The organism is Lysinibacillus sp. FJAT-14745 (genome assembly GCF_001275675.1).
Classification (GTDB): Bacteria; Bacillota; Bacilli; order Bacillales_A; family Planococcaceae; genus Lysinibacillus.
The window spans coordinates 4,203-18,229 of record NZ_LITM01000006.1; the positions used below are offsets into that span (position 1 = coordinate 4,203).

Annotated in this window: 13 protein-coding genes; 12 read left to right on the plus strand and 1 reads right to left on the minus strand. The window is 32.9% G+C overall.

Translation table 11 applies throughout. The annotated features are described in order from the left end of the window. Positions 1-459: 459 nt before the first annotated feature. The 7 genes from AMS59_RS10200 (at position 460) to AMS59_RS10225 (ending at position 5,695) form a co-directional block, all read left to right on the plus strand. A complete protein-coding gene (locus tag AMS59_RS10200) occupies positions 460-897 on the plus strand; it encodes an SMI1/KNR4 family protein (protein WP_053483651.1) in 438 nt (145 codons plus the stop codon). 187 nt (positions 898-1,084) lie between these two features. Then, on the plus strand, positions 1,085-1,759 hold the full coding sequence (locus AMS59_RS10205; protein WP_053483652.1) for a hypothetical protein: 675 nt from the start codon (positions 1,085-1,087) through the stop codon (positions 1,757-1,759). 232 nt (positions 1,760-1,991) lie between these two features. Next, the gene (locus tag AMS59_RS10210) at positions 1,992-2,621 is read left to right on the plus strand and encodes a hypothetical protein (protein ID WP_053483653.1); all 630 of its coding nucleotides are present in this window, start codon (positions 1,992-1,994) and stop codon (positions 2,619-2,621) included. 395 nt (positions 2,622-3,016) lie between these two features. After that, positions 3,017-3,274, plus strand: a complete 258-nt coding sequence (locus tag AMS59_RS26945) for an imm11 family protein (protein ID WP_369814322.1) — start codon at positions 3,017-3,019, stop codon at positions 3,272-3,274. 429 nt (positions 3,275-3,703) lie between these two features. Further along, positions 3,704-4,210, plus strand: coding sequence for an SMI1/KNR4 family protein (locus tag AMS59_RS10215; protein WP_053483654.1), 507 nt, complete (start codon positions 3,704-3,706; stop codon positions 4,208-4,210). Further along, positions 4,194-4,736: an SMI1/KNR4 family protein gene (locus AMS59_RS10220; protein ID WP_053483655.1), complete on the plus strand. Its 543-nt coding sequence runs from the start codon at positions 4,194-4,196 to the stop codon at positions 4,734-4,736. The genes AMS59_RS10215 and AMS59_RS10220 overlap by 17 nt, the downstream gene beginning before the upstream one ends. 311 nt (positions 4,737-5,047) lie before the next feature. Then, on the plus strand, positions 5,048-5,695 hold the full coding sequence (locus AMS59_RS10225) for a hypothetical protein (protein WP_053483656.1): 648 nt from the start codon (positions 5,048-5,050) through the stop codon (positions 5,693-5,695). A 217-nt stretch (positions 5,696-5,912) separates the two neighbouring features. Here the strand turns inward: AMS59_RS10225 and AMS59_RS10230 are convergent, their stop codons facing one another. Next, positions 5,913-7,169 carry a DUF418 domain-containing protein gene (locus AMS59_RS10230; protein ID WP_053483657.1) on the minus strand — a complete coding sequence of 419 codons (1,257 nt, stop codon included), beginning with the start codon at positions 7,167-7,169 and terminating at the stop codon, positions 5,913-5,915. A gap of 248 nt (positions 7,170-7,417) precedes the next feature. Here AMS59_RS10230 and AMS59_RS10235 point away from each other — a divergent pair, with 248 nt between their 5' ends. From AMS59_RS10235 to AMS59_RS10255, 5 genes are all read left to right on the plus strand, one after another. Beyond that, on the plus strand, positions 7,418-7,843 hold the full coding sequence (locus tag AMS59_RS10235) for a hypothetical protein (protein WP_053483658.1): 426 nt from the start codon (positions 7,418-7,420) through the stop codon (positions 7,841-7,843). A gap of 309 nt (positions 7,844-8,152) precedes the next feature. Continuing rightward, a complete protein-coding gene (locus tag AMS59_RS10240; RefSeq protein WP_053483659.1) occupies positions 8,153-8,650 on the plus strand; it encodes a YfbM family protein in 498 nt (165 codons plus the stop codon). Between the two features lie 912 nt (positions 8,651-9,562). Beyond that, positions 9,563-9,721, plus strand: a complete 159-nt coding sequence (comX, locus tag AMS59_RS10245) for a competence pheromone ComX (RefSeq protein ID WP_053483660.1) — start codon at positions 9,563-9,565, stop codon at positions 9,719-9,721. Then, entirely contained in the window at positions 9,712-12,048 is a 2,337-nt protein-coding gene (locus AMS59_RS10250; RefSeq protein ID WP_053483661.1) for an ATP-binding protein, read from the plus strand. Before comX ends, AMS59_RS10250 begins: the two co-directional genes overlap by 10 nt. Before the next feature lie 387 nt (positions 12,049-12,435). Beyond that, entirely contained in the window at positions 12,436-13,734 is a 1,299-nt protein-coding gene (locus AMS59_RS10255) for a serine hydrolase (protein ID WP_053483662.1), read from the plus strand. The last annotated feature ends 293 nt before the right edge of the window (positions 13,735-14,027 follow it).

The window sequence follows — 14,027 nt, forward strand, 5'->3', positions numbered from 1 at the left end:
TTCCAAAGAAAACTAATTAAAGCATACAACAAAGCGCCCACGGAAAAACACGTGGGCGCTATTTGACGCTTACTTTTTTATGTTAGAAAAGGAACCGTTTTTATCTCGTTTACATATCCCGTTAATGGAATTTAATTACATAAAATATTAAGAATAATAACCCTTTTCGAACAATAAATACCTTTATATCAAGGCTTTTGATAGGAGCTCGGATTTTACTGCAGCATTTAAAGAAGCGAGTATTAGTGCTATAGGATAAGGCACCAAGTAGCAAATTTTAATCCTAAAACAGGCGAGGTAACCATGCAATTAAGGCCACTTTGAAACATCAAGGGGCGGTTAAACAGTTCAAACATCATTTTGGATTTTTTGGTACGTATGAAGCTTCATATGAATCTGGATGGAGAAACAATGAATCTAGAAAAATGACATGTAAGTGGTAACTAAGGAGCGGAGAGAATGTTTATAGATTGTTCTACTCAACTAACAATAAACGATTTAAACGATGTTGAAATTACATTAGGATTTAATTTACCACAACAGCTTAAAGAACATTATTTACAATTTAATGGCGGGGTTCCAGTTAAACCTTGTTATTATGCGCATGATATTGACATTGAAACGGAAATTGCCAAGTTTTCTCCAATAAAATATACAAATAGCTCAAGGCTACTAGAAGAAAGGTACCTAGATTTCATAAATAGAGAAGCACTCCCCAAAAAATATCTCCCGTTTGTAAATGATTGGGGTGGTAATTTATTTTGTATTGATTTAGAAAACGGAAGTGTTGTTCTTATATGGATGGACTTGGGGAAAGTTACAGAAGGAAGCATCAATTTTTTATCAAACAGCTTTGTAACCTTCATAAATCATCTTGGAAAATGTGAAGATGATTAATTCCAGTAGAGATGAAAAAGGGCCTTAGGTAAAGAAAACAGACAACTTAAACAGAGGTTATCGCTTTAGCTTGTCTGTTTTTTCCTTCTGCTAATGAAGAACTCAGAAACATCAAACAGCGAAATGGGGAAAAGATTCCTTAAAGGTATAGCAAATAAACTAGGTCATATTTAATTGGAGGAAATCAATGATTTTAAATTTTAAGTCGACACCTTTAATCACTAGAATAGAAAGAAACTTTGATGCAAATGAGATCAATACCAGTTTTCAAACGAACATACCTACGAGACTAATTGAGTTTTGGAATTTTTTTGAGGAAGTTACATTTGAAAACGGAATAAATATTTATGGTTTTAACATTGCAGTGGAAAGGAACGGGTTGTATGGAGTAAGTGTTTACGCACCAGATTATATTTTGATAGGGGATGATGGTGGAGGTCAAGGAGTGTTTTTAAAAAAGAATAGCGACCAACTAAACGTATTCTATCAAGATTTGGGTGCATTGTCGTCGCCTTTATATTCTTTAGATATTGATTTATTTAGTTGGCTTGAAAATAATCCTGTTATAGATGAAAAAAATGTTCCTTCAGTCGAACTTGATTTGATAGATGAGGTAAAAGTGTATGTTGTCAGAGTACCAAATGATGCAAATAAATTTATTATGGACATAAGAAAATGCTTTAATTTGAAACTTTCTATAAAAGATATTAGAGAAAAACTGAATGGTTTACCTTTTTTAGTGATCCAAGATATCAAACTTATGAAGTATGGCAAAACAATTGAAATTTTAAATCAAAAATACAATTGTTTAGAGGTTTACAATTCAAAGAATGTGATTCTAATTAGTCCAGTAAAAAATTAAGCAATAGCTGAGCTGGAAGAGATTTAATATTTACTTTCTATTCTCTTCTTAGACTAGGATTTTCAGCTATGATGAGTAGGGTAAATTGATTCAGAAAACAGAACCGAATGGGTATATGGAAGTACGAATGCTTTGGTAATGGAATGATGTTGCCTGGAAGATATGGATTAATCTATAGAAAGTAATAAATGCAAAGGGGGAGAAATCCGAATTAATTTATTTGGATAATAATATGGAGAATAAAAATAACATAGTAGTTGAGCGAAAAGAAAGTATTATATTTCAGTTAGACAAAAATCAGAATGTTGGTAATGGATGGATTGGTGGAAATGCCCCAGCATATTTTGACGATAAAAGTGAATTTTTTAGTGAAATTGGATCTGATTATCACTTCTATCTTTGTTTTGTAAGTCCACTAGATAAAAATAATATGGTTTCGATCTTTATACCAAAAGAATACAAAAATCGTGTTTCAAAAAATATTTATCCAAACTGCTCATTGTACGTGTTTGAACATCCGGTTTCAAAAGAAAGTTTGGATTCCACTTATACCGAATTTGGAATTGTTAAACACTATATTTCAGAAGGTATTTTTGTAAATGAGGAACAAGCCTTTGAAACACCTTTTTTTATTAAGCTTGGTGGGAATCCCTTTCACATCCAAGAAGAAGAATATTATTACTCAGAATTAGAAAAAGATGGGTATAGTTTCTTGTGTCAAATTGATGAGGACGGTTATCCCAATGGATTATTCCATTCAGGCACAAGCCTTCCATTTGGGTTTGGTGCTGTGTATTTGTATGCAATTGTGACGGAGGATTCAATAAAGAATCCAATAGTAGGATATTGGCAATTTTCATAGGTTGATAAATATTCTAGTGAAATAAGTTATTTTTACAGGCGTGTTGATTAGGAAAAAATAAGTTTATTATTGAGCGATAAAAGGATTTTTTCGTTACCATTTTGCCAATATATTTCCATTTTAACTGATTGTAGCGTAGGGCTACTCGACTCCTGCGGGAAAGCGATAGAGGAACGAAGGCTAAAACCATCACATCCTGTGATAACGCCTTCGTGACCAACATCGTGTTGGCCCGAGACCCTGCACGGAGCGAAGCGGCTCGACGCTCGCCCGCAGGAAGCTTTGCTCTGTGCGAAAGCGAAGCGTCAGCAACAAAGCGAGTAGCCCATAGCGGAAATCAGCCTCTTTGGATGTATAAAAATGGTTAATCAACACACCTGGAATGTTTTAAATCTATTCCTTGTTTAAATCATAATAGATCAGACTATGAACCACTAGTTAAATCCATACCTGATGGGCCAATTAGTTTAAATATTATTGCTTTTATTCAAGAATCCCTTAATGGATATCATGTCGTAAGAATGAAAGAATCAAAAGAAGAGATAGTTGTAGATGAAGTTTTCGTGGATGCTTGCAGAAAAGAGAAAATTCAAGGCGTTCTATTAGTTAAAGAAGGAAATGTACGTAGTCCGGAATTTGTTGATTTAAAATAATATAACTCTGAATGGAAGTAGAAACTTAGTGATAATAAAACAGACATCGTAGTACTCACTGGATTATATGTGATAACATTTGTCTGTATATCTCTATGATAATTAAGAACTTCTCACTTGCAAAAAACATTTAAGGAGTAGCATAAATCCACAGTATCTGGATTTATTGCTACTCTTTCTTTTAATTAAATTTATTTACCTTTTGGATAAAGTTTAACTATTGTTATGACGTATTCAGAAGTGATTCGAGGAAACAATTGGAAAAGTATGGGGATTGAGATAAAATAATAGCAAAGCAAGCACAAGAGTTGTTAGATGTAACGTTTGATGCAGCTAAGTACCTAGGGGAAGCACGAGATAAGTTTTACAAAGAATTCAATAAATACATATATGATAAATACAAGTAAATTTGAGATTAAAGGAGCAAGTATGAAGATAATAGAGATTATTAAAAAAATTGAACAGGATAGTAATTGTAGACTTGTGAAAAGGATCACAAATTTCACAAGTGATTTAGTTCTTCCAAAAGATTTGCATTATTTTTTTAGCAATTATGACTCCTTACAAATGTTTTTAGATAAGCCTTATGGAATAAAAATAGTTTCTTCAAATGAGTTTATTCCAACTAGTAAAAGGCTTTACCCAGAGGATGATGTTATTTGGGAGGAACTAGAGGATGATATTAGTAATGACTGGTATCTTATTGCTGAATCTGAACAAATAAACCAATACATTAGTATTGACATGAGCAAGTCTCATTTCGGTTATTGCTATGATAGTTTCTTGGAAACCCATGCAACACCAGGGGATAGTCAGATTATTGCTAAAAGCTTTACGGAACTGTTAGAGCATTTATATTCTAGTAAAGGTGAAAATTGGTTTTGGTTGGCTGAAAATTTCGAATCGTATGGGGATGCTTATGCTGGTACCAATTAGACAAATAGGGGAAGACGATTGGATTGAAAACCTAACATCCTTTCTTGAGGATTATGATGTAGAAGTGATTTCATTAGAATGTGAAAAAATTTTTCAAAAGACAGAGCAACATCTAAATTGGATAATTCCCTCACGAACGAAAGACTACTTCTTAAATTTTGGTGGTATTGAAAGCTCTGATTTCGTGTACAACCTTAAGAATATTGATGAGTGGGAAGTATTGACAAATTCTATTTGGGAATTTGTATCATTACACTTTCAACAGGAAGAAACAGATAAATATATTGTCTTTTCTGAAAGTCCTAGCAATGACCCTATTTGCTTTAATAGAGAAACTGGAGAGGTATATTTGTTTTCTTATGATCCCATTAAAGGGGCTAAAGTATATAAAGATTTCAATGACTATTTATTAAGTGAGATAATTGAAATCCAGAAATTGTACACAGAAGTTACTTTTGATAGTTCTAAGGAAGAAATAGAGTATAAAGCAAATCTGCTGGATGGCGAAGGTATTGATTTTGATTAAGTTATTTAAAACTTTAGGCACAATAACAACAGAAATGATTTAAAAACACATATAAAGAAGCCAATTAAGCTTTTTTATATGTGTTTTTGTTGGTAAAGAACTGCCTTGTCCTGTGTATTTACTACTCTGTTTCATCCGAGACAAAGAGTTTTCAAGGATTGCAGATAACCTTTGGATTGCGAGTAGCTTAGTGCAATAATCGATGTCATTCGTAATGAAATGGGAAATGTATTGTAAATCACGGTTTCTCGCTTAGAGGCAAGAACATTGGACAGATCAATGTAAATAATAAACGAGAGGGTTGAACTTTTGTGAAACAAATAGATAATTCGATATTGAAATTTATACAGACAATGAATAAATACCCACAAGAAGAATCCCCAGTTGTAAAGAATGGTGGAGTACGTTATAAACCAGAATTAGTAAAACTACAGGTAGATGAGAAAATTTATCTTTCTCCTGAATTAAAATTTTTTTATGAACATTGTGAAATAATTTGTGATATCCGTCATGATGGTCACAAGCTAAAAAGCACGAGCATTGATTTAGGAAATTCACCTCTTAGTCTTTGGTCTCCTGAAAATCTTGTCTATAGGCAAGAGGGGTTTCGTTGGATTGGAACGGATCTAAAAGATGATCCAGAATGGAATCCATTTTGGCTTGTCATTGCAGATAAAAATGATGATCCTGTTGTGGTTGTAACTGATAAAGAAGGCTCACCAGTCATGGCCTCTTATGAAACAGGTGCTCTTTTTCCGATTGCAAACTCTTTTTCCAATTTTCTGGATTATCTCTCAATTACTTTAGAATTAGTACAAGGAAAATATAATGGGGAAATAATAGATGATGAATCATGTGAATTGCTCGAAGGCTTTTTAGAAGATTTAAAAGAGATGATAAGTAAGATAAATAATAACGATGAACTTGTTGAAAATTTTATCGATTACTTATATGGTTGATAATCAAAAAAATGTAGTTACGGAACTTTATCTTGCGTTTCACATTAAGAGCTGATGTTAAAATTATTAAAAAGAAGGATCGATTAACGAAATAATTGAAGAGGGGCTGTCAACTGACAGCCCCTTAGTTCATTTTATCGAGAAGAATCCTGAATTAATCGATTAATTTTGCGAGTTTATCGAGAACTCAATTAATTGCAGTCAATCCTCACCTAAGCTATGCATTTTTAGATTCCTTTTTAATACCTAAATAAGTGAATGACCTCCAAACATATTCTAATGGCCCGAAGCGGAATTTGGATAACCATAGCTTACTAAAAATTATTTGGAAGACAAAAATGACAATGGCGATGATGATGGCTGTCGTTAAGTGGAGTTTTCCGTATACGCCAAATGCAAATGGTCCAAATAAAAATGTACAAATGATAGATTGGCCGATATAGTTTGTGAATGCCATTCTTCCAGGGAACGCTAACCACTGTAAAACTTTCTTCCCTTTCACCGTGTGATAAATAAAGAGCAAGCTAATGGCATAAAAGATTGTTAGGAGTGGCGAGCTAATATATTGAACAGTAGAAAAGTTTTCTGAAAGGGAAGGTAAGATCCAGCCCAATGTTCCACCAAAAATCAATGTTAGTAACCACGTAATGAAAAATCCTTTTCGATATTCTTCAAAACGATGAAGCCATTTTTTCTTCGCAACAGCTGCTCCAAATAAGAACATTAGTAAGAATGGAAGATTTGAAAATAAAAAAAATATAGGATTGCCTAAAAAAAGAACATACAGCCCATTACGCATTGTATAAAAAGTTCTTTCCATAAGATTAGCATCTAATAATTCTTGAATATTTCCATTTTGGTGGGCATCGATCGTAACTTGCATGAGCTGACGACTTTCCTCTGACATGGACATGGACATTGACATTGGCGTAGTAGAATCAGAAGATATTGCCCCAAACGTAAATGATCCCAAAAGTAAGCTATATAAAGTTAAGCTAATAATTAACATAGCTTTTGGTTTTAACTTATGCATGAGAAGGAGTAATAATCCTAAAATTGCATAGTTTGTTAAAATATCTCCAAACCAAATGAAATAGGCGTGGATACAACCGAAAATAAATAACGCAATAAGTCGTCTAGAATAAATTCCCCAAAAGTTTAATTGTTTTGCGGCAGCTCTTTCCTGCATGATGACCATGCCAAAACCGAACAGCATGGAAAAGAGCATGACAAATTTCCCATCGACAAACATAGTAAGTATAGTTTTCACTGTATAATCGGCGCCATTCCAAAAAGAAGTCCATTCATTTTTAAAACTTAAATCTTCCTGCATGTAGGCGGGGTAAAGGAACCAAACAATATTGGCTAATATGATTCCTAATAATGCGAACCCCCTTAATACATCGAGTGTTTCAATCCGCTCTTTGGCAGATATGGGTGAAAGCTTTTGCTTCATATAATCATCCTTTTTCATTTATTTTGTCCTTTCAACAAGTGGCCTATAGTTGAAAAAACCTTGTTAATGAAACTTTAAATGATAATTATCAGGATTTTATAAGGAAAACTAAATATCGTGATTTTTGTGAAATATTTCCTTTATAAGAAATTCATTCTTTTTTATGCATGAACTATTAATGGAAGATAGATGGAAGATGAATGGAAGATGGATTACGAAAATTTTATGTATGACAATTAATCGATTTAATGCGAGGTGAAACTAATATGAAAACTAGATTAGAAAACTTTATTCTTTCGTTAAAATTTATAGAAGCGAAAGCATTAGTGGATGGTTTGAATAAAGATGAATTTGAAGATTATATATTGGAGTTGTGTTATAAATCAGAAAGTATCATATATTATTCTTTTGTTTTAGATTTATTAAAAAATAGGGAAACAGCTTTCCTTCACTATATAGCTTCAATTATTTTATCTCACCCATTATGTCATTTAGAAGGAGCTTATCAGGCAGCATTTTATCACGCAAAAAAGGCAATCGACTGCGATGAAGATGATATAGGGCTAAAAGAATATTTATTATTTTTTAACGCTATACCTGATAAATTATTAAGTGATCGAGAGGCTAAAATACTAGCTGAAAAAGTCTTAAAAATAAAACCAGATAGTGAGGTTGCAAAAAAGCACAGATAAGTTTTCGAAAAATCAAATTCTTGTTTATCATATAATCTCCAAATTTAGTGAAAATGGAATATAAACCTTCCGCGTTAATTAAAACGTCTGCGCAACAGGGAGAGTGGCAAGGTGTACCAATGTTTGCAGCTTGTTCTACCGTAAGTATGCCTTGAAAATTATCAAACATACCTAAAATATGGTAATGTTATATGAGAAGACGATACGTTTTCATCGATGCCAAATGGACGGCATTAGGGGAATAAATTCTTACAAGTTTGCCGTTTCGGTTTATGAATAAATTGATAGAAAAAAAGGAGAAGATACACGATGGGAATCATGGCCAGTTACTTATCATTAAACGATGCTTTAGAGGATGAAATTGCCCAGTTAGACAATTCTCATATCGTCGAGAAGATTGAGGAGCTTATGGGGAAACAATGCTGTCCAGTATATGAAATGGATAAATTATGGGACGGATTGCATTGTTTGATAACAGGGATCTCTGCCTCGCAGCCAATCGAGGACCACCCATTAAGCGAGGCCATTGTCGGAGTCCGCGTGCTGGATATTGAAGAATTCGTCAGCGTCATTGGTTCTGATGAGCTACCCCGCATTTTAGAGGCTCTTCATTCTATGGATAGGACCGTCTTGCAGCAACAATTCAAGCCAGCCGATTTTAGAGCGAAACAGATTTATCCGGATATTTGGGCGGACGATGAAGCTGAGGAACTTTTCGCAGAACTTATAGCGGAACTCGATCAGTTAATCTATTTTTATGAACAAAGCCTTGCCCGGGGTCATGACATATTGATCAGCATTTATTAAAACCGCAACAATAATAAACTGTACCCCATCGAAAGACTTTTATAAAGTGTCTACTCGATAGGGCACAGTTTATTCTGACAAGTTTTTTTCTTTTACTCTAAAACGCTTAGAAATAGAGTGGCAAAAAAAGAGCCGCTTTTTTAGCTACTCCGAAGTGGAGCAAGTTAGAGAATGAGTCATAAGAAGAGGAGTTAGGTGACCCTATTGTTACTTGTAATATTCTGTTAACAGCTTCACCGAATGGGGGATTAAAGGATTTAGTCAAAATAAAAAACGTTTTGCACATAAAGATATCTGCTTCTGATAAAGTGTTCTAAAAATCTTCCTTGTGAACTTGTTAAGGACTATCCATACTTTCAAGCTATAAAGTTAATTGTATCAATGGGGGAAATTGGACAAGCATTAACAGTAGTTCCTTTAACTAAAAAAGAGTAAAAGATTGTTATATTTCATAAGCTTATTCCAACCAAAAGGGTAAGAGCGAGATTCTCTGATCGCAAAGGATTTTTCTAACCTTTATTATTATCTTTACAGCATGTAATAGAAATCGTATCGTTAAGGCAGTGGCGATACGGTTTCTTATTGCCTTCGCGTATAAATATGCCTGTAAGCGTCAAATAGCGTCCCCTGAGTAACACATGGGCGCTGTTTGACGCTTACTTTTTATAATGTGGTAATTATCTGACGATTTAAAAAGAAATAATATGTATTAAGCAAAAATACTACATTATCTATTATTTTTCAGCATTTTGTAGAAAATGTTGTTGAATATATGAAATAAGATAGTATAATGGAGTTGTAATTACATATTTGGATATTAATCCCTTGGTAAAAAACTGAAAAATCGGATTTTTTTAAAATATGTGACTGCAACAAACTTAAGAAAATAACTAATGAAATGAGGAGATTTTAATGATTAACACGATTCAATTTTTGGAACAAAATCCATCGTTGGTAACATTGTTAAAAGAAAATAAAGCTTCTCTAGTTGGTGTTTCAGAGCTTGAACAGAAGGCAATCTTAGAGTCGTTTGATGAAGAGTGGCAATTAGGAAATGGACTTTGGTTTTGAAATTTATAAAAAGTAATTGGTTTGGGCTTGCTATAAGTGTCTATTTAATATTGGGCATTTATTTGCTATATGTTACTTATAGCATGCCTTTTTTAGGTATTAATTTAAAGGAAGAAAATGGACAATGGTTGATAGCTGATTCTTATTATAAAGAGTGGGCAACTAAACAGCATATTACAAATGGAGATGTTGTATTAGGTATCGATGGTATCCAAATTGATAAACTTCCTAATATAAAGTATACTCCTGTAATTCGAGCAGCTAATGATTTAACAATATTGAAAACTAACGGTGATTTAATCCAGGTACAAATAAAACCCTTAGATATACCAGAACAAATTTTTTATGTGCTAGTAGTTCCAGCTTGTTATTATTTCTTGAGTTTAATAATTGCATGTTTCTTATATTTCAAACAAAGAAAGACTGAATTAATAAATTTACTCATTCTTTTTATACTAACTGTCTCATTGGCTTATGTTAGTATTGGAGCTTCAGGAAGATTAGATATTATAGGAACCATTGTTAATCGTAGTAGTATGCTATTATGCTTAGTGCTTTTAATTCATTTTTTAAAAAAATACTTTTTATTTTTGAATATAAAGTGGTTATTTATAAACAATATTAAGGTTTTCTATACATTACCTTTAATTGCGTTTTTTATGAGTATTATCAGCAATATTTATCCATTTACAAATCCCCTTTTCTCAAATATAACTTTGTGGTTTTTTTTCATTTTACTGATCAAAATTCTTGGTATATTAGGAATAAGTTACTATATATTTAAAACATCACAATTAAAAATTTTATTGAGTAGTATCATCATCCCGTTTCTGCCCTTTCTTTTTCTATATGCGTTACCAGAAGTCGTTTTCCATAAAAGTATACTTTCAGCGGATATATGTTCATTATTTTTAATGTTAATTCCCTTTAGTTTTATATTTACACAACTCACTGAACGTATATTTGATATGGAGTACTTTATTACCCGTTTACGCCATTATTTTAATTTTTCCTTTGCTTTTACGATTTGGCTATTAATGGGCATTTATTCGATTACTGATTTATCTATTTCAAGAATGACGGAAATTTTCCTTTTTACGTTCTTTTCTTTAATAGCACTTTTCTACATTAAAGAAAAAATAGATTATCATAAGCGGAAAATTCTTTTTTCAACAAAAGGGGATTATATCCATCGATTGTATACGACAGTTGATAGTATTGGAAGGGTCGTAAAGATTGAAGACTTACTGGAGAGATTTGTTCAAGAAATTGCATTACACCTTGAGAGTAAACATGTTTACGTATTAACCTACGATTTGCAAACACATCAAGTTACTTCCACGAGCACATCAAAAGAATATACTCAAAATCAAATGAGCGAAATAGAGATTGAGCAACTCCGTTTGGGAGATATAAAGAAAACGGAGCATTTTTATATTGCTTTTATTCACCAAGATGTAAATTATAAAAGAATTTTAGTCCTAGACCATAATAAATCTATTTATCTAAAGGATGAGGAATTATTATGGCTTGAATTATTGCTTCTATATGTAAATAATTTTATAGAAAATACGAAAATGGTGGAAGATTTATTAGAACAGTTAAAGCATATGAAAGAGGCTGATAAAAGTCAGCTACCATGGCTCAATAAGCTTCTTTGGCTACGATTTGAACAAGAAAAATATCAATTAGCTCAAGAGCTTCATGATACGGTTTTACAAGAGCAACTACATATTGCTAGAGAAATGGATGTTTTTATCCATGCGAAGAAAAAGACGGATATTCAATCGGGTCTTACTAAGATTCATGAACACATGATTACATCTTTAAATGATCTAAGAGGCTACTGTGAAAATTTAAAGCCGCCATTATTAGATACATTAGGATTAAATGCTGCGCTTGAGAAGCTTATACAAAAAGTTCATAAGCGTGCTGATTTTGTTTTAATTTATACAATTGATCGTCTATATTTGGAGGATGAGCGTTTAAACTTGATGATTTATCGGCTCTTCCAAGAGTTGTTAAACAATGCTTTAAAACATTCGTATGCCAACACTGTCGAAATTCATCTGTTAGAAACAGAAGAGGGCTTTGAAATTATTTATTCGGATGATGGTGTGGGATGTAAAATGGATGATATCATTCTTGCTGATTCAATGGGTATCAGGGGAATGCAAGATAGGGTACAGGCCTTTAATGGTCAGTTTTTTATCAACACCAATGTAGGAGAAGGAATGTCCATTCGAATTAAAGTAATTGAAGGGGATCATACCCATTCCTATGAATTCGATGCGTATCATAAAAGGCCAACTCATAGTAGAGGATAATATATGAATAGAAAGAAAGACATGAGCTATTTTCGTACCTCCTAATCTTTGTGTATTGTGCAGCATTCACAGTACGTGTATAGATTGGAGGTTTTTACTTTGGATTGCAATATCTCCCTTAATAAGTACCATTATTTATGTATCATGATAGTATTTTTATATAGAGGGGAGAGGATACATTCATGGAAATGGAAGAAATGATCTGGAAATATACATCGCAACAAATGAATTACAGAAGAGTATTTCTCTACAAATGAAAATGATTGAAAAAGATAGTCGTTTATTAATCCCCGAAAATATGCGGATTTGGCGACTCATCAGGTAAGGTAAGGAAAATCCATCAATATAAAGAAGGATGATTAATCATTCTAGTAAGGAGAAACTCATATGCAATTAGAGGAACGGCTAAATAATTGGGTAGATTCCTATAATCGAAACGGTTATTTAAATGGTACTTTATTAATTACATCTAATGAGAATATTCTTTTAAACAGAGGCTTTGGTATGGCGAATTTGGAGCATAGCGTTCCAAATGTGCCAACAACTAAATTTCGTATAGGATCACTCACGAAAGCATTTACAGCAATGGCTATATTTCAATTGCATGAAAAGCAAAAATTGAATATTGATGATTACGTAGGAAAATATCTACATGATTATCCGAATGGTCAACAAATAACAATCTATCATTGTTTAACTAATAGTTCCGGAATACCTAATTATACAAATACCCCTGATTTTTGGTTTCGCACAATGAGACTGCCATCCACATTAGATCAGCTAATTGATTCCTTTAAAGAAAGGGAATTAGAGTTTGAACCTGGTAGTAAATTTGGCTATTCAAATTCAGCGTATGCGGTGTTAACAGCCATTATTGAAAAAGTTTCAGATATGCCTTATGCAGATTACATACAGCAGCATATATGTCATCCATTAGGTATGTATCATACAGGCTGTGATGATGGAGTAAAAGTGATTCCAGGTTTAGCATCTGGCTATTCATTTTGGGAAGAACCAATTCATGCAGCGTATGCGGATATGTCATTTCCATTAGGCTCCTATGGTTTATATTCAACAACAGAGGACCTATTTATTTGGGATCAGGCATTAAAATCCTCCAAAATTCTTCACAAGGAATTAACAGAGAAAATGTTGACTCCAAATCTGGGGTCTTACGCTTGTGGTTGGATGGTCTCTGAATTAATGGAGAAAAAATGTGTGCATCATTTTGGAGATATTAGCGGTTTTTCAAGTGATTTCCTTAGGTTTGTTGACGATCAAGTTACGATTATCTTTTTAAGTAATATGAATGTTACACCTGTCATGCATTTAAGTAGAGAGATTGCAAAAATCGCTTTTGATAAAAATGTATCTTCACCGGCACCTAAAGTTCCGATAGCATTCACAAAGAGAGAATCTATCGTCGGGCAATATGTAATAGAAAATGAAGACAAAGTACTTACCATTACTATTAAAAATAAAGAACTTTATCTAACAGTCCCTAAGATGTATGGAGCTTTATATAAATTTAAGCTTATACCATTTAGTCATGACGCAACGAAAACGGCTTTTTTAACCGAGATGATTTATGAACGATTGATATTTTATTATTCATTATCAGGCGAAATAGAGCGTGTGCAGTACGTCGATTGTTATGAAAAAACTTATATGCTTTATAAGCAATAGAGCATCAATATTATATTTTGAAACTTTAGAAAAAGGTAACTCATTAGTTGAGATGCCTCTTTGATTTTATTCATTAAATGTGCCTAGCGTGAACCCGAAGATACTTTCCGGTACTTTTCGTATTGTGCAGCATTCACGGTACGTGTATAGATTGGAGTTTTTTGCTTTTGGCTGCTATATTTCCTATAACAAATACTGTTATTTATGTATCATGATACACTACCGTCGCATGAATTTTAACTGAAATTTCAGATTTATTCTCCCGCCTTTTTAGAGTAAAAACGAAGACATGT